The sequence below is a fragment of the Geobacillus proteiniphilus genome (assembly GCF_001908025.1).
Taxonomy (GTDB): Bacteria; Bacillota; Bacilli; order Bacillales; family Anoxybacillaceae; genus Geobacillus; species Geobacillus proteiniphilus.
Genome location: NZ_MQMG01000001.1, coordinates 199,288 through 216,301, shown reverse-complemented (window position 1 = coordinate 216,301; position 17,014 = coordinate 199,288). Strand labels below are relative to the sequence as shown.

Sequence of the window (17,014 nt, the reverse complement as noted above, 5' to 3'; positions counted from 1 at the left end):
TGCGATGAAAAAAGACATGGACGCCATGAAAAAGGACATGTTGGGGGTCAAAAAAGATGTTGCGGCGCTCAAGGAAGGGCAAGTGCGGCAGGAAAAAATTATGGAGCGCCTTGCTATCCGCTCGATTGAACAGGAAGCGGAAATCGATGAGCTGCGCAAAGAAATTTCGGCCTGACCTTGCCTTTGCCCGCTCATTTGCGTATAATGATAGCGACATTTCCCATACGGACAACAACGATGACGGAGAAAAGTAGCTTGCCGCTCGCCATCCAGGGAGAAAACGCCATAGACTGGGAGCGTTTTTATGGCCGACGCAAGTGAAGTTCACCTCCTGAGTTGACACCGGGACCATCCCAAGGAGGGATGTAAAGGTGTTCCGGCTTTCGGCCGTTATCGCAATGAAGTGAACAGCACGCTTATGCTGTTAACAAGGGTGGTACCGCGAGCAACAACTCGTCCCTTACCGGGGCGGGTTTTTTTTATCATCCTAAACCGAGAAGACCCCCCACTTCTACGCGTGAGCGTAAGTGGGAGAGCGTTCAATTGAAATGAGGAGGGATTGATGTGAAAGAACGGCTGTACGAGTTGAAACGCCAGGCGCTCGAACAAATCGGCCAAGCCCGCGACTTAAAAGCGCTCAACGACGTGCGCGTCGCCTATTTAGGCAAAAAAGGGCCGATCACCGAAGTGCTGCGCGGCATGGGGGCGCTGCCGCCGGAAGAGCGCCCGAAAATTGGGGCGCTTGCCAATGAAGTAAGAGAGGCGATCCAACAGGCGCTGGAAGCGAAACAAGCGAAACTTGAGCAAGAGGAAGTGGAGCGGAAGCTGGCCGCCGAGGCGATTGATGTGACGCTGCCGGGCCGGCCTGTGAAACTGGGCAACCCGCATCCGCTGACGCGTGTCATTGAAGAAATTGAAGACTTGTTTATCGGCATGGGCTATACGGTCGCCGAAGGGCCGGAAGTTGAGACCGACTATTACAACTTTGAGGCGCTCAACTTGCCGAAAGGCCATCCGGCCCGCGATATGCAAGATTCGTTTTATATCACCGAAGAGATTTTGCTTCGCACTCATACGTCGCCGATGCAGGCGCGGACGATGGAAAAGCACCGCGGGCGCGGCCCAGTGAAAATCATTTGCCCGGGCAAAGTGTATCGCCGCGACACCGACGATGCGACCCATTCGCACCAGTTTACACAAATTGAAGGATTGGTTGTTGACCGGAACATCCGGATGAGCGATTTGAAAGGGACGCTGCGCGAATTTGCCCGCAAGCTGTTCGGGGAAGGGCGCGACATCCGCTTCCGGCCGAGCTTTTTCCCGTTCACGGAACCATCGGTCGAAGTCGATGTGTCCTGCTTCCGCTGCGAAGGGCAGGGCTGTGGCGTCTGCAAAGGCACCGGTTGGATCGAAATTTTAGGCGCCGGCATGGTGCACCCGAATGTGCTCGAGATGGCCGGCTTTGATTCGAAAACATACACCGGCTTCGCGTTCGGCATGGGGCCGGAGCGGATCGCGATGCTGAAGTACGGCATTGATGACATCCGCCATTTCTATCAAAACGATCTACGTTTCTTGCGGCAATTTTTGCGTGTGTAACAGAAAAAGGAGGAGTTGGGAATGCTCGTTTCTTACCGTTGGCTAGGGGAATACGTCGATTTGACGGGCATAACGGCCAAAGAGCTCGCGGAGTTGATTACGAAAAGCGGCATTGAAGTCGAGCGGGTCGAGGCGCTTGACCGGGGAATGAAAGGAGTCGTCATCGGCCATGTGCTCGAGTGCGAGCCGCACCCGAACGCGGATAAACTGCGGAAATGCCTTGTCGACTTGGGAGAGGACGAACCCGTGCAAATTATTTGCGGCGCCCCGAACGTCGCCAAAGGGCAAAAAGTCGCGGTCGCCAAAGTCGGGGCGGTGCTGCCGGGCAATTTCAAAATCAAACGGGCGAAGCTGCGCGGGGAAGAATCGAACGGCATGATTTGTTCGCTCCAAGAGCTTGGCGTCGAAACGAAAGTCGTGCCAAAAGAATATGCGGACGGCATTTTCGTCTTCCCGAGCGACGCGCCGGTCGGCGCCGATGCCATCGAGTGGCTCGGCTTGCACGACGAAGTGTTAGAGCTCGCCTTGACACCAAACCGCGCCGACTGCTTAAGCATGATCGGCGTCGCCTATGAAGTGGCCGCTATTCTCGGCCGCGATGTGAAACTGCCGGAGGCGGAGGTCAAGGAAAACAGCGAACATGTCTATGATTACATTTCCGTCCGCGTTGAGGCGCCGGAAGACAATCCGCTGTACGCCGGGCGGATTGTGAAGAACGTCCAGATCGGCCCGTCGCCTCTTTGGATGCAGACGCGCCTCATGTCAGCTGGCATCCGCCCGCACAACAACGTCGTTGACATCACCAACTACATTTTGCTTGAGTACGGCCAGCCGCTTCACGCGTTTGACTACGACCGCCTCGGTTCGAAGGAGATTGTCGTCCGCCGCGCAAAAGCGGGCGAAACGATCGTCACGCTTGATGATGTCGAGCGGAAGCTGACGGAAGAACATCTCGTCATCACCAACGGCCGCGAGCCGGTCGCCTTAGCCGGCGTGATGGGCGGGGCGAATTCGGAAGTGCGCGACGACACGACGACCGTGTTCATTGAAGCGGCGTACTTTACAAGCCCGGTCATCCGCCAAGCGGTGAAAGACCACGGGCTGCGCAGCGAGGCGAGCACCCGATTTGAAAAAGGAATCGATCCAGCGCGGACGAAAGAAGCGCTCGAGCGCGCCGCGGCGTTGATGGCCGAATACGCCGGCGGCGAGGTGGTCGGCGGCATCGTCGAAGCGAGTGTGTGGCGCCAAGAGCCAGTGGTGGTGACGGTCACGCTCGAACGCATCAATGGCGTTCTCGGCACGGCGATGACGAAAGAGGAAGTGGCCGCCATTTTAACCAACTTGCAATTCCCGTTTACGGAAGACAACGGAACGTTCACGATCCGTGTCCCGTCGCGCCGCCGCGACATTGCGATCGAAGAAGATATCATTGAAGAAGCCGCCCGTTTGTACGGCTACGACCGCCTGCCGGCGACCTTGCCGGTGGCCGAGGCGAAACCGGGCGGGCTCACGCCGTACCAGGCGAAGCGCCGCCGCGTCCGCCGCTATTTGGAAGGAGCGGGCTTGTTCCAAGCGATCACGTATTCGTTGACGAGCCCGGACAAAGCGACGCGCTTTGCGCTCGAGACGGCCGAACCGATCCGCTTGGCGCTGCCGATGAGCGAAGAGCGGAGCGTTCTTCGGCAAAGCTTGATTCCGCATCTGCTCGAAGCGGCGAGCTACAACCGCGCCCGCCAAGTCGAGAACGTCGCCTTGTACGAAATCGGCTCTGTCTACTTGTCCAAAGGAGAACACGTCCAGCCGGCGGAAAAAGAGCGTCTTGCCGGCGTTCTCACCGGCTTATGGCACGCCCATTTGTGGCAAGGCGAGAAAAAAGCGGCCGATTTTTACGTCGCGAAAGGCGTTCTTGATGGGTTGTTCGACTTGCTCGGGCTGTCCAAGCGCATCGCGTACCGCCCGGCGAAACGCGACGATTTGCATCCGGGACGGACGGCGGACATTGTGCTTGACGGCCGGGTCATCGGCTTTGTCGGCCAGCTCCATCCGGCCGTGCAAAAAGAGTACGATTTAAAAGAAACGTACGTCTTCGAGCTCGCCTTGGCCGAGCTGTTGAACGCCGAAAGCGAAGCGATCCGCTACGAGCCGATTCCGCGCTTCCCGTCCGTCGTGCGCGACATTGCGTTGGTCGTCGATGAAAACATCGAAGCCGGCGTCCTCGAGGAGGCGATCGCCGAAGCCGGGAAACCGCTTGTCAAAGACGTCTCCCTCTTTGACGTCTACAAAGGCGACCGCCTGCCGGACGGGAAAAAATCGCTCGCCTTCTCACTCCGCTACTACGATCCGGAGCGGACGCTCACGGACGAGGAAGTCGCCGCTGTCCATGAGCGGGTGCTCGCCGCGGTCGAGAAACAATTTGGCGCGGTGCTGCGCGGGTAAAATGAAAAGCTGTTCCAAAAAGCGACTCGCTTTTGGAACAGCTTCTTTTTTGGATGGGTGGCATAGAATCGGAGCAAGGAAATGGGATTCGGGAGGTTCCGCTGAATCATCGCCTGATGTCCAAAACATATAGATGCCATTTGAAGCTTTAACATTTGTCGCTTTTCCTAAGCATTGGATCGACTGCCAAGACGTGACGGAGGCAAGCCTGTGTCCTGCCTTCGACAGTCGAAAAATGGACAAGCGACTTTTCCGTCAAGGATATGGTAAACGTTTTCGTTGCATCTATACAGATGCGGCTGTGCTGCCCTGTCAGCCGCGTTCGGCGATGATTTGCCCGGTTTGCGACACATCGTATCCGCCAAGCGCTTCGAGTTCGGTGCGGAACGAATCGGAGCGAAGCACGTTCAAGACGGCGGCGATGAGCGGTTCGTTCTCCGGCGTCCGTAGCATGACGACATCATACTGCTCTTTCATCAGCGGAATGAACTCGACGCCGGCCATTCGTGCCACTTTTTCCGTGCCGATGCCGACATCAGCAAGGCCCGCCGCCACCGCTGAGGCGACGCTCAAATGGCTTGTCTCCTCGCGCTCATAGCCGTGAATAGCGGACGGCGACAGCCCATGCAGGCGCAGCTGTTCATCCAAGAGCACACGCGCCCCCGCTCCTTTTTCCCGGTTGACGATCGTGACGTCGCTCCTTCCTAAGTCGCTCCACGTTTGGATGCCGCGCGGATTGCCTTTTTGCACGTAAAACCCGATCGGCCTGCCCATCAAGTTCACCATGATGTACGCGTGCCCCGTCAACAGCTTTTCGACATACGGGCGGTTGTACTCGCCCGTTTGCCCGTCAAACAAATGCACGCTGACGATGTCACATTGCCCTTTGTATAGAGCGATCAATCCGTTGAGGCTGCTCGTATAGGTGCGAAGCGATTGATAAGGGCCGTCTTTTTCGAGATGGACGCCAAGCAAATCGAGAGCCATATCTTGACCGCTGATGATGATGGGGCGAAGAGCGGCTTCGGTCGGCCGTGAAACGGCGGGGGAAATGGTGCTTGCCTCCCCTTTTTGCCCAGCGATGTACCGCTTGAGATCATCCGCGGTGATCCGCATTTGCCGCCCGACGCGGAAGGCGGGCAGCTTCCCTTTTTTCACTAAATCGTACACCGTTAGTTTTGACACCTTTAATAAGGAAGCGATTTCTTCGATCGTGTATGACCGCGGTTCCAGCATCATGCAATCCTCCTTTCTTCCATTGTAGCGCAAAGAAAGGGGTGTGAAAAAATTTTTTCTTTCACAACTATTTATCATTATTTATAATTAGATATAATTACATATAACAATGCTGTTTCAGTCAGATAAGGGGGAATGCGAATGCGAAAAATGGCATGGCTGACCGCAATCTTTTTATTGTTCGGCTTATATGGCTGCGATGCCGGCCAAAAAGAGGACGCTCATCAAACGAAACCGGCGGAGAACGCAGAGTTGACGGTTTCCGCCGCGGCCAGTCTGCAAGAAGCGTTGGAAGAAGCGAAAACGGCGTTTGAACGAAAGCACCCGAACATCCGCATCCAATATAATTTTGGCGCGTCGGGCGCCTTGCAAAAACAAATTTCCGAAGGGGCGCCGGTCGATCTCTTTTTCTCCGCGGCTGCCGAGTCATTTGAGGAACTGAAAAAGGAAGGGCTGATCGATTCCAAACACGAAAAAACCGTGCTCGCCAACGAGCTGGTGCTCATCGTTCCGAAACAAGGAGAAGGGGCGATTCAGTCGCTCGATGACATCACCCGCGCCAAACGAGTGGCGATCGGCATCCCCGAGTCGGTGCCGGCCGGCATGTACGCCAAACAAACGTTGGAGAAGGCGGGGTTGTGGGAGCAGGTGAAAGCGAAGCTCGTTTACGCGAAAGACGTTCGTCAAGTGCTGACGTACGTGGAAACCGGCAACGTCGACGCCGGGTTTGTGTACCGGACGGACGCGCTCGTGTCGGACAAAGTCAAGATCGCCGCCTCCGTGCCAAGCGGCATGCACGACCCGATCGTCTATCCGCTTGGTGTTGTCAAGACGAGCAAACATCTCAAGGAGGCGCGGGAGTTGTATGATTATTTGACGAGCGAACAAGCGCTCCAAATATTCGAACAACACGGGTTCCGACCAAGCCGTTGAATCTGCTTCCCATCGGGAGGGGATATATGGTAAAATAAAGGCGATGCCAATCGAATAGGCGATGGAGTTCGCCATAACCGCCGGCTTCCGGCTGATGACTCCTGCTGCAAATTGAAGCGGCAGGAGTCTGTTCATTTTTGGAAGGAGGGGTCCTTATTGGTCTATCTCGCTGTCGGCATCGCCGGCATGATCGGTGCGCTTGTCCGCTATGGGCTCGGTTTGGTTGTTCCCGCCGCCGCCGTCGGCGGCTTTCCGCTCGGGACGCTTTTCATCAACTGGACAGGCTCGTTTTTGCTCAGCTGGCTCACGGTTTTCTTCACCCGCCTCCCTGCATGGCCGCCATGGTGGAAGACCGCGGTCACAACCGGCTTTGTCGGCTCGTATACGACGTTTTCGACGCTCAGTGTTGAATGTGTGGAATTGATGGAACAAGGGCGCTTTGGCATGGCGGCCGTTTATATCGCTGCCAGCCTGTTTGGCGGCCTGCTCGCCGCATGGGCTGGATATGCCGCCGCTCAACCGGAACGGAAGGAAGGGATTGGATAATGTACACATCGCTGTTTGTGGCGATCGGCGGTTTTTTCGGCGCCATGGCCCGCTATATCGTCAGCCGCTGGGCGGCTCGGCGTTCGCCGCGTTTTCCGCTCGGGACGCTCATTGTCAACTTGCTTGGGTCCTTCTTGCTCGGCTGGCTCGCCGGAAGCGGCGCCGCCGATGCCGCAAAACTGCTTGTCGGCACCGGCTTTATGGGCGCGTTCACCACGTTTTCGACCTTAAAATGGGAAAGCGTGCAAATGATGCAGCAACGCCAATGGGCGAAGGTTGTCGTTTATTTGGCGGCTACGTATTTGTGTGGCGTGTGGCTCGCGTGGCTTGGCTATCACGTGGGGCGGTGATGAGCAGCAATGAAAAACGGGCTCTATTTCTTATCGGGGAGAAAAGGTGATCGTTGCCCTTTGATCGAGAGGAGGAGGTCTAAATGGCAGGAATTGAAGAGAGATTCAAGACGTTGCGATACTTTGTCGATGGTTACTACAACCAATCGATAGATGATGATGAGTTTGATGATATGATTCGAGATTTTCGCGATCGTGAACCGGAAAGCTTAGTCAACGCATTACAGACCCGCGAGCGAGAAAGCCCACTCCTTTAGGGGTGGGATGAAAGCGAGCCGTTTTCTTAATATTGAATGATTATGAAAAAAATGGTATCCTGTAATCGCCACAAGGAGGTGAATCCATGCCGACGATCACACTAAGGCTGGAATTGCACAAACCAACGAAAGTCAAACAAGACATGTACGAACGGATGACAGAAGTGAATACAGCGTTTGCGAATTGGCTGTTGAATCATCCCGAGCTGAATCAAGCGACGAGCAAACTATTTAAAGAGTTTTCGTCGCAGCAGTTTCCTTCTGCCGTCGCGAATCAGACGATTCGAGAAGTGAAGTCCCAAAAGAAAAACCAGAAAACAAAGAAGTTTCGAACATTATGGTGTTGCTTTAACAATCAAAACGTAAAGGTTGAAAAGAAAGGAGAGTTCTACACTGTTTCATTCCCCACACTGGAGAAGCGAATTGGCGTGCCGGTGGTCACGCGTCCCTATCAAGAAGCATGGCTGAATCGGCTGCTCGATGGAACCGTCAAACAAGGGGCAGCCAAGCTCTACAAAAAGAGAAAGAAATGGTACTTGGCTGTTGCGATCACAGTTGAAGTCCAACAACGGGAAGAAACGAAGGCAATGGGCGTTGACCTAGGACTTCGCTATATTGCCGTTGCCAGCGTGGGAACGAAATCGTTGTTTTTCAAGGGCAACCAATGCGCTTTCATTCGCCGACGATACGCGGCTTTGCGTCGAAAGTTGGGCAAAGCCAAGAAGCTTCATATGATTCGCAAAATCGGCCGTAAAGAGTTCCGCTGGATGAAGGATAGGAACCATAAAATCAGCCGCCAAATCGTTCGTTTTGCCCTCGCCAACGGTGTTGGCGTGATTCGGATGGAAGATTTGACAGGGATTCGGAAACGGGCAACATCGGCCAAAGAAGCAGGACGAAGCCTTCACTCTTGGGCGTTTCATCAACTGCAAACGATGATTGCCTATAAAGCGGAAATGGCGGGCATTCGGGTGGAGTGGGTGAAGCCGACCTACACGAGCCAAACATGCCGATGCGGGCATCGAGAGAAAGCGAACCGAAACGGCATCCGCTTCCGATGCCAAAAGTGCGGATACACCCTCCATGCCGACTTGAATGGCGCCATTAACATCGCCAAAGCGATTTCGGGCTTGAGCGCCTAATCTAGCGCACTGGTCACAGGTGCGCCGCCCATTGGGGTACATCTTAACCCGATGGGACGGGGTGATGACACACCCCCGAACTTGGGCGTTGTCCGAACCAGAAATGGATGAGGACGCGAACGACCCAAGAATCCCGCGCCTTTAGGTGTGTGGAGTGTCAACAGCAATCCAAGTGAACCGAAAAAAGTTCCCGCAAAGTCTTGATTGGCTCGAAAAAATCGAATGGTTGCTGGTCGTGTATAGAAAAAAAGATTGATTTTTCATCCCCACCTTGTTACATTAAAAATGGTTCAATCATTGAACAAAATGGGTGCGTACCGGTTTCCAACGCGTTGACCTAGGAAATAGTTCAATCATTGAACAAATGGGGAGGTGAGTGAATGATGGGACGAAACATCGATGAGTGGATTGACCGCTATTTGTCCGTGTCGTTTCTCGTGATGAAACGCGGAGCAGCGCTTGTCAAAGACAGCCTTTGCGAAGAGATGACGCACGATCAATATTATTTGCTTCGCTACATCCGGCGGCGGGGGACGTGCACGTCAACGGAGCTTGCGGCAATGTTCGGCGTGAACAAAAGCGCGGTGACGGCGATGACGAATCGCCTCGTCGACAAAGGCTGGCTGCGCCGCGACCGCGATGAGAGCGACCGGCGAGTCGTTGTCTTAACGCTGACGGAACAAGGGGAAGCATGGATCGCGGAAATGGACCGAAACGTCTATCGGCTCGTGGAAGAGGTGATCGCTCGTTTCCCTGAAGAAGAAATTGAAACGTTCATCCGCACGTATGAACGGTTGGCCCACGTGCTGCAGGAGGTGGAAGAAGCGAAATGAGGGCGATTATCAAAGGAAGATGGTTCGTGCTTGCGGCGTGGATCATCATGGCGGCGGTGCTCATGATGACCGCGCCGAACATGGGCGAGCTTGTCCGCGAAAAAGGGCAGCTGAGCGTGCCGGACGGCTACTCGTCGTCATTGGCGGCAAAATTGATCAAAGAGGCAAACGGCCAGGAAAACAAACAAAATGAACGATCCGCGGTGCTTGTCTTTTACAAAAAAGGCGGGCTGACGGCGGGCGATAAAAAAGAGATTGAACGGGCGGTAAACGCGCTCGAAAAGAAAAAAGAGGAACTTCATGTAACGAACATCGTCTCGCCGTTTGCCAACCGGGAGCTGGAAAAAGAACTCGTTTCCAAAGATGGAACGACGATGCTCGTTTCCGTCAGCATCGACCCGGCCGGGCGGACGGCGAAGCAATTGACCGACGCCCTGTATAAAGCGGTCGATGGCGTCAAGGTCGAGCATTATTTCACCGGCGGCTGGATGATCGATGAAGATGTCGTGACGAGCTCGCAGGAAGGCGTGAAGAAAACGGAAGGGATCACTGTCGTCTTTATTTTAATTGTGTTGCTCGCCGTGTTCCGCTCGCCGGTGGCGCCGCTCATTCCGCTGCTCGCGGTCGGGGCGACGTATGTCGTCTCGCAGTCGGTCGTTGCGTTTTTAGTAGATAAAGTGAATTTCCCGCTGTCGACGTTCACGCAAACGTTTTTAGTCGCGGTGTTGTTTGGCATTGGGACCGACTATTGCATTTTGTTGCTGAGCCGGTTTAAAGAAGAACTGGCGAAACGCGGCGATCGGGTGGAAGCGATCGTCGCCACGTACCGGACGGCTGGGAAAACGGTGGCAGCAAGCGGCATTGCCGTCATGATCGGCTTTGCGGCGATCGGTTTGTCGACGTTTAAGCTGTACCAATCGGCGGCGGCCGTCGCTGTCGGGGTCGCGGTGCTGCTTGTGGCGCTCGTGACGCTTGTGCCGTTTTTCATGGCGGTGCTTGGCGAGAAGCTGTTTTGGCCGGTGCGGGGGAAGCTCGAGCATGGGCAAAGCCGGCTTTGGCTCGCGGCTGGCCGATTTGCGTTCGCCCGTCCGCTTCTGGCGCTGGCGATTGTCGCCGTCGTGACCGTGCCGGTGTTGGCGACGTATGATGGCAAACTGTCGTTTGATTCAATGGAAGAGATCGGCGATCATTATCGTTCCGTCAAAGCGTTTGACATCATTGCCGATCATTTCAATCCGGGAGATGCCATGCCGACGCAGGTGGTATTGAAAAGCAAAGAGCCGCTTGATTCGGAAGAAGGGCTGGCGTTGATTGAGAAAATTAGCCGCGAGATCGAAACGGTTGACGGCGTGGCGAGCGTCCGCTCGGCGACGCGCCCGACGGGTGAGCCGATTAAGGAGCTGTTTGTCACGGAACAGGCGAAACAGCTGAAAAACGGCCTTGGCGCCGGCAAAGAGGGCATTGAGAAAATCGGCTCCGGCCTCGAGGCGGCAAGCCAAAAGTTGTCCTCGTCCGCTCCGCAGCTTAAGCAGGCGTCATCCGGCATCGGCCAGCTCGTCTCCGGAACGGAGCGGCTTGAAGACGGCCTGCGCCAGCTGCAAACCGGTCTCAGCCAAATTGAACAAGGGGTGCGCCGGGGAGCGATGGGCGCCGGTGAGCTGAAAAAAGGCTTAGTGACGCTTCGCGACAATGCGAAAAAGCTGCAGGAAGGCGCGAATCAGCTGCTTGACGGCTACAAGCAGGCGGAACAAGGGCTGTCGGCGCTAAGCGGCCAGTACCGGCAAATCGAAGCGGGATTAAAAGCTGTCGCCGATCAGCTCACCGCCGTGCAGACGATGCTCGGGCAAGTCGAACAGTCACATCCGGAACTCCGTCAAGATGGGCAATACCAACAAGCGAAAATGACGGTCGCCGCCTTGTCCGGTCAGACGAAACAAATGGCGGACGGCCTCACGCAATTGAACGGGGCGCTTGAGCAGGCGCGCGCCGGTTTGGCGAAAGCGAACGAATCGTTCGCCCAACTCGCGGCTGGTCAAGCGGCGGTCAACGGCGGCTTGGATCAAGTCATTGCCGGGCTTGGTGAGCTCGAAGCCGGATTGACGAAAGCGGCCGACGGCCAGAAACAGGCGGTTGAAAAACTGCCGCAATTCTCGGCCGGACTTGAGCAAGTCAACGGCGGCCAGCGCCAATTGCTTGAGCATTTCTCCGCGCTTGGCGGCCAGCTCGGCCAGCTCGTGAACGGCTTGGACCAAAGCGCGTCCGGCCTTCAAAAAGTGGCCAACGGCCTCGGAACGGCGGAAACGTATTTAGCCGATTTGTCATCGGCGCCGGAGAAAGAAATGGCCGGCTGGCACATGCCAAAAGAGGCGCGCGAAAGCAAAGACTTTGCACAGGCGAAAGACGTGTATATGTCGAAAGACCGCCGCATCGTGACGTTCGATGTCATTTTAAAAGAAAATCCGTATTCAACATCGGCGCTCGGCCGCATCGATGACATTCGCGCTGCGGCCGAACGGGCGGTGAAAGGAACGAAGTTGGAAGACGCGACAATCGCTGTCGGCGGAGTCACCAGCACGTACGCGGATTTGCAGACGATTTCGAACGCGGACTATCAGCACACAGCGGTGCTCATGCTCATTGGCATCGCCATCGTGTTGGCGGTGCTGCTCCGTTCGCTCATCATGCCGCTTTATTTGATCTTGTCGCTCGTGTTGACGTACTACACGTCGATGGCTGTCACCGAGCTCATTTTCGTCAACGCCCTCGGCTATGCCGGCTTGAACTGGGCGGTGTCGTTCTTCGCCTTTGTGCTGCTTTTGGCGCTCGGCATTGACTACAGCATCTTCCTCATGGACCGGTTCAACGAATACCGCGGCCGGCCGGTGAAGGAAGCGATGCTGTCGGCGATGGGCCATATGGGGACGGTCATCATCTCGGCCGCCGTCATTTTAGGCGGAACGTTCGCCGCGATGTATCCGTCCGGCGTCTTGTCGCTCTTGCAAATTGCGACGATTGTGTTGACAGGGCTCCTGCTTTACGCCCTCGTCGTCCTGCCGCTTTTCGTGCCGGTCATGGTCCGCACGTTCGGCCGCGCGAACTGGTGGCCGTTTGGGCAGCCGACGGGCGAAGCGGATGGGTTTGAACAACAGAAAATCAGTTAAGATGGCTGGCTGACGCCGCTCCCGTATGATCGGGGAAGCGGTGTTCTTTTTTGGAATGAAGGGAGGGCTGAAAGTATGTCGCCCCTCCTAATCAAGAGAATGTATGTTCTATTCACATTACTTTATCATCTTCCACCGATTCATTCCCCGCAGATGTGGATGGCATGGGAGCGGAGGGAATGGATATAATCCTAAAAAAATATTGAATATTTTTTATTTTGTGTTACTATAGTTGTAAAATATTCAATGTTGGGTGATGAAAATGAAATTGGCAAAAATCACGGTTATATTCTCGGTGACGCTAGCCATTTTTACAGCCCCCCTAATGGTGCGCGCCTATGTTCTAGAACCTTACTATTGGAAAAATGGAGTGAGCGGTCTCACGTACAAATGGGGAAGCAATCTTTAGACCCCCGGCACAGTGATTAGGACGGCTTTTGAGAATGCTCTTTCCGATTGGAATGGAACGCCAACCCCAGTTTTGGTTCTCCTACAGCAGCAGTTCTTCCAATACGCTAAACTCCTACTATGTTTCTGACTCTTCCGAATACGGTGTTTGCAACATAACGTACTCCGGCAATTATATACTCTATTTTACGGCTATGGTTAACGCGGGAAACATCAATATCGGAAAAAGCAACGTGGCTCGGAGTGCTGCAGGACATGAATTAGGACGTGGAGGAATGATGTTTCGTTTTCCTCCACTTATTTTTCATCAAGAGCGATTCGATTTCACAAGCATATTTTTTCCGTTTTTGCCCAATGTAAAGTATGATGAGTGATAGAGAACATTCCGGAACCTAAAGGAGGAATGCGGGCATGACGAAACGAGTGCTCATGGTTGTGACGAACCATACGACGATCACGGACGATCATCAAACCGGGCTTTGGCTTGAGGAGTTTGCCGTGCCGTATTTGGTGTTTAAAGAAAAAGGGTATGATGTGAAAGTGGCGAGCATTCAAGGCGGCGATGTGCCGCTTGATCCGCGCAGCATCAATGAAAAAGATCCGTCTTGGGCTGAGGCGGAAGCGGCGCTGAAAAACACGGCGCGCTTAAGCAAAGACGATGCGAACGGGTTTGACGCCATTTTCCTTCCCGGGGGACATGGAACGATGTTCGATTTTCCGGACAACGAAACGCTGCAATACGTCTTGCAGCAGTTTGCCGAAGACGGCCGGATCATCGCCGCTGTCTGTCATGGTCCGTCAGGGCTGGTGAACGCCACATACAAAGACGGTACGCCGATTGTGAAAGGAAAAACGGTCACGTCGTTTACAGACGAAGAAGAACGCGAAGTCGGGCTTGACGTCCATATGCCGTTTTTGCTGGAGTCCACCTTGCGCCTGCGCGGGGCGAATTTCGTCCGCGGTGAGAAATGGACCGATTTCTCGGTGCGCGACGGCAACTTGATCACCGGGCAAAACCCGCAATCGAGCCGGAGCACGGCGGAAAAAGTCGTCGCAGCTCTTGAAGAACAAGCGTAGACAATATCAGCTGAACTCGTTTATCCATAACAAGACGCGCCAAAAGAGAGGTAGCGTCTTGTTTTTGTTTTTTGAACGATTTTCCAATTGTTGTTCATTAATCAACAAATCGCTTTGATTTCACAATTGATTGGAATTTGAACTTTGTTATCATAATAAACAAATGTTGATGATTTTGGGTGTCGGGCGTCAAAATCATTGAGGAATGACAGACAATTCCGCTCTTGCCGCCCGAATCATCAATGAAAGGAGAGGGCAAAAATGGGAGAAACCATTGAGGTCATCCGCAACGGCGCCCAGCCGTCGGCGAAAGGGCAGGAAGACTATAATAGTTGGTTTCAATTTTCTAGAAATTTCTCGAGATTATTTGGACTAATGTTGGGTGGAATCTTGGTAGAAACCTTAGAGGGCCGGTGATTTAAGGGAAGATCGGCGGATCCCAACTCTTTCTCTATTAGAGAAACTTAGTCAGATCAACTTTCCTTTCTTAGTCAAGCGCACCAAGTTGAGCGAAAAAACTCGTTTTTCACCAGCCTTTTAGGTATAGTAAATTCATTTATAATTAACGCCTTGTCTTTTTTCATATCTGCAATATTACTATTTCTTTCGGAAATTCCATACGAAAAACAAGCTCTTGTTTCAAAAAAATTTCTCACCGTATGCTCGAGTATAAAGCGAAATGGTACGGACGGACGCTGGTCCGTGTCGGCCACACGTTTCCATCGAGTCAATTGTGCTCGTGTTGCGGGCATCGGCAGGTTGAGGTGAAATCGCTCGACATCCGTCAGTGGGGGTGCCCAAACTGCGGAGCCGAACATGACCGGGACCATAACGCCGCCCGAAATATTTTGCAGGAAGGGCTTCGTTTGCTGTTTTGGCAAGACAGCTGAACCGTGGGACGCACGGGGATGGCTTGGTTAACAGCCTGCCGTAGGGCGGGTGTTCCCAAGAATCTCCCACCTATAAGCGTTAGCGTAGGTGGGAGAGCGTTCAATGTTAAAATAAAGTATAACCGCTAGGGATTGCTGCCGTGGGGCACACGGGGATCGTTCGGTCAACTTCTCATCATCATATGGGAATACATGTGAAGCCCCCACTTCGATATATAGCGGCGCAAGTGGGGGTATGAGGTGGTTCTGCTTTCGTTCTTAGCAGTCGAGGACAAGGGTGGATCGACCTATTATCCGCGCTTGGCGATGGCCAGCGCTTTTTTTGTATTGGCGAAATGAAGCTTGGCGCACGTCTCAAGTGCTTCAGCTCCTCGCTCGCGGATGATCCGGGCCGCGGCTTCGTCAACGATGGCGCCGGCGCCTTTCGGGAGCAAAAGGCCGAAGGTGCGGGATAATCGCTCCATCTCTTCTAAAAACACATAGCGGGCGATGATCGAGGCGGCGGCGACCGCCACGTGCACGCTTTCTGCTTTCGGCAGGCAATGCACCCGCTCGCTTACGATGCGCGTTTCATCAGCGAGGTAGCGGAAATACGAGCTGCGTTCTAAAAATTGATCGATGATGATCGCTTCTGGTTCGATGGGCGCGATGTCGTCAACGAGCTTGGCGAGCGTCCGGTTGTGAAGCAGCGCCTTCATTTTCGTCTGCGGCATGCCGCTTCGCTGCCAGCGGTTATATTCGGCGTTAGTTAGCACGGTGACGGCATAAGGCGCCGTTTCCATGATGGCTGGCGCGATCCGTTTGATCGCTTCATCGTTCAATTGTTTCGAATCTTTCACGCCAAGCGCCGCGATTTTGGCGATATGCGACCGATCAACGTAGGCGGCGGCGACGACGATCGGGCCGAAATAGTCTCCGGTGCCGACTTCATCCGAACCGATCGCAGAAAGCTTCTCGAGCCTATGTTCCAATGGGGACGAGGCGGTCTCTCTCTCCTGTCGTTTGCCTAGATCAGCCCCCCTCTTCCCCATCCATTTCGCTGCTTCTTGCTCGGCCGCTTTCCCTTGAAACAGCACTTTCCCCGAGCGGTAGGCGGTGATCACGACATCCGGGCGCTTGACGGCAAACAAAGCTCCAGCCGGAAGCCGGTCGGACAAGGCGTCTTGGTAGTGGGCGCGCAGCGCATTAAGCAACTGTGGATCCGCGTGAATCACATAGTTTGACAACGTTCGCTCTCTCCTTTATCCTCTTCTGGATCCCTTTGTGTCGTATCTTTCCATTATACCAGCATTCATGATATGATAAACAGTAGGATTTTGCGAAATGGGGGAAGCAGGTTGACAGGGCAGCCAAAAACGCGGGTGAGCGTCCGCATCTATGGTCAAGACTATACGATCGTCGGCGCGGAAAGCCCGGCTCATATCCGGCTCGTGGCCGCGTTCGTTGACGATAAAATGCATGAATTCAGTGAGAAAAATCCGATGCTCGATGTACCGAAGCTGGCCGTTTTGACGGCCGTCAATATTGCCAGTGAGTATTTGAAGTTAAAGGAAGAATACAACCGGCTTCGTGAACAGCTGAAGAAGGAGAAGGATGGGGGACGCGATGATTGATGTCGTGCTGCTGTTTGTCCTGTTGCTGGGGGCGATGATCGGACTCAAGCGCGGCTTTATTCTCCAATTCATTCATATGGCCGGGTTTTTCATTGCCTTTTTCGTTGCTTATAAGTATTATGAGCGGCTTGTACCGACATTGCGCCTTTGGATTCCATATCCGACGTTCGGCGATCCTGAGACGATGAAGCTGCTGTTTCAGAGCACCCATTTAGATGATGCCTATTATCGGGCGATTTCCTTTGCACTCTTATTTTTTGTGGTGAAAATCGTGCTGCAAATCGTCGGCTCGATGCTCGATTTCGTCGCCCAGCTGCCGCTGTTGCGCAGCGTCAACCGCTTGGCCGGGGCGGCGCTCGGATTTGCGGAAGTGTATTTGCTTGTCTTTTTGCTTTTGTATATCGGTGCGCTCGTGCCGATTGACAGCGTCCAAGAACAGCTGCAGCGTTCGCTCATGGCGACCGTGATTGTGAAGCATACGCCGGTGTTGTCGGAGATGCTTGGCAACTGGTGGATTCATGGCCGCGTCTGAC

Annotated in this window: 15 protein-coding genes, 1 pseudogene, 1 riboswitch and 1 other annotated feature; of the genes and pseudogenes, 14 read left to right on the top strand and 2 right to left on the bottom strand. The window is 54.1% G+C overall.

Features of this window, described 5'->3' with window-relative positions; all coding sequences use genetic code 11:
- Nucleotides 1–228 precede the first annotated feature (228 nt).
- Nucleotides 229–464 (top strand) — a binding site (T-box leader).
- A 100-nt stretch (nt 465–564) separates the two neighbouring features.
- On the top strand, nt 565–1,599 hold the full coding sequence (pheS, locus tag BRO54_RS01105) for a phenylalanine--tRNA ligase subunit alpha (protein WP_074042837.1): 1,035 nt from the start codon (nt 565–567) through the stop codon (nt 1,597–1,599).
- Nucleotides 1,600–1,620: 21 nt separating this feature from the next.
- On the top strand, nt 1,621–4,035 hold the full coding sequence (pheT, locus tag BRO54_RS01100) for a phenylalanine--tRNA ligase subunit beta (protein WP_074042836.1): 2,415 nt from the start codon (nt 1,621–1,623) through the stop codon (nt 4,033–4,035).
- A 312-nt stretch (nt 4,036–4,347) separates the two neighbouring features.
- Here the strand turns inward: pheT and BRO54_RS01095 are convergent, their stop codons facing one another.
- Nucleotides 4,348–5,271: a substrate-binding domain-containing protein gene (locus BRO54_RS01095; protein WP_074042846.1), complete on the bottom strand. Its 924-nt coding sequence runs from the start codon at nt 5,269–5,271 to the stop codon at nt 4,348–4,350.
- Nucleotides 5,272–5,412: 141 nt separating this feature from the next.
- Between BRO54_RS01095 and modA the strand changes: the two genes are divergently transcribed.
- The 10 genes and pseudogenes from modA to BRO54_RS01055 form a co-directional block, all read left to right on the top strand.
- A complete protein-coding gene (modA, locus tag BRO54_RS01090; RefSeq protein ID WP_074042835.1) occupies nt 5,413–6,204 on the top strand; it encodes a molybdate ABC transporter substrate-binding protein in 792 nt (263 codons plus the stop codon).
- 48 nt (nt 6,205–6,252) lie between these two features.
- A riboswitch (Fluoride riboswitch) is annotated at nt 6,253–6,315 on the top strand.
- 45 nt (nt 6,316–6,360) lie between these two features.
- Entirely contained in the window at nt 6,361–6,750 is a 390-nt protein-coding gene (gene crcB, locus BRO54_RS01085) for a fluoride efflux transporter CrcB (protein ID WP_074042834.1), read from the top strand.
- On the top strand, nt 6,750–7,100 hold the full coding sequence (gene crcB / locus BRO54_RS01080; protein WP_074042833.1) for a fluoride efflux transporter CrcB: 351 nt from the start codon (nt 6,750–6,752) through the stop codon (nt 7,098–7,100). Before crcB (BRO54_RS01085) ends, crcB (BRO54_RS01080) begins: the two co-directional genes overlap by 1 nt.
- A gap of 83 nt (nt 7,101–7,183) precedes the next feature.
- Entirely contained in the window at nt 7,184–7,357 is a 174-nt protein-coding gene (locus tag BRO54_RS19755) for a contact-dependent growth inhibition system immunity protein (protein ID WP_161489610.1), read from the top strand.
- Between the two features lie 86 nt (nt 7,358–7,443).
- Nucleotides 7,444–8,499, top strand: a complete 1,056-nt coding sequence (locus BRO54_RS01075) for an RNA-guided endonuclease TnpB family protein (protein WP_074042832.1) — start codon at nt 7,444–7,446, stop codon at nt 8,497–8,499.
- 380 nt (nt 8,500–8,879) lie between these two features.
- Nucleotides 8,880–9,332, top strand: coding sequence for a MarR family winged helix-turn-helix transcriptional regulator (locus tag BRO54_RS01070; protein ID WP_074042831.1), 453 nt, complete (start codon nt 8,880–8,882; stop codon nt 9,330–9,332).
- Entirely contained in the window at nt 9,329–12,493 is a 3,165-nt protein-coding gene (locus BRO54_RS01065) for an MMPL family transporter (RefSeq protein ID WP_074042830.1), read from the top strand. The genes BRO54_RS01070 and BRO54_RS01065 overlap by 4 nt, the downstream gene beginning before the upstream one ends.
- 819 nt (nt 12,494–13,312) lie before the next feature.
- A complete protein-coding gene (locus BRO54_RS01060; RefSeq protein WP_066226783.1) occupies nt 13,313–13,978 on the top strand; it encodes a type 1 glutamine amidotransferase domain-containing protein in 666 nt (221 codons plus the stop codon).
- Between the two features lie 261 nt (nt 13,979–14,239).
- Nucleotides 14,240–14,395: a hypothetical protein gene (locus BRO54_RS19750; RefSeq protein WP_161489609.1), complete on the top strand. Its 156-nt coding sequence runs from the start codon at nt 14,240–14,242 to the stop codon at nt 14,393–14,395.
- A gap of 239 nt (nt 14,396–14,634) precedes the next feature.
- Nucleotides 14,635–14,868, top strand: a pseudogene (locus BRO54_RS01055) (zinc ribbon domain-containing protein); the annotation flags it as partial.
- A 290-nt stretch (nt 14,869–15,158) separates the two neighbouring features.
- Here the strand turns inward: BRO54_RS01055 and rnhC are convergent.
- The gene (gene rnhC, locus BRO54_RS01050; protein ID WP_074042828.1) at nt 15,159–16,094 is read right to left on the bottom strand and encodes a ribonuclease HIII; all 936 of its coding nucleotides are present in this window, start codon (nt 16,092–16,094) and stop codon (nt 15,159–15,161) included.
- A 111-nt stretch (nt 16,095–16,205) separates the two neighbouring features.
- Here rnhC and zapA point away from each other — a divergent pair, with 111 nt between their 5' ends.
- Nucleotides 16,206–16,481 carry a cell division protein ZapA gene (zapA, locus tag BRO54_RS01045; protein WP_079935570.1) on the top strand — a complete coding sequence of 92 codons (276 nt, stop codon included), beginning with the start codon at nt 16,206–16,208 and terminating at the stop codon, nt 16,479–16,481.
- The gene (locus tag BRO54_RS01040) at nt 16,474–17,013 is read left to right on the top strand and encodes a CvpA family protein (protein ID WP_074042845.1); all 540 of its coding nucleotides are present in this window, start codon (nt 16,474–16,476) and stop codon (nt 17,011–17,013) included. Before zapA ends, BRO54_RS01040 begins: the two co-directional genes overlap by 8 nt.
- The last annotated feature ends 1 nt before the right edge of the window (nt 17,014 follow it).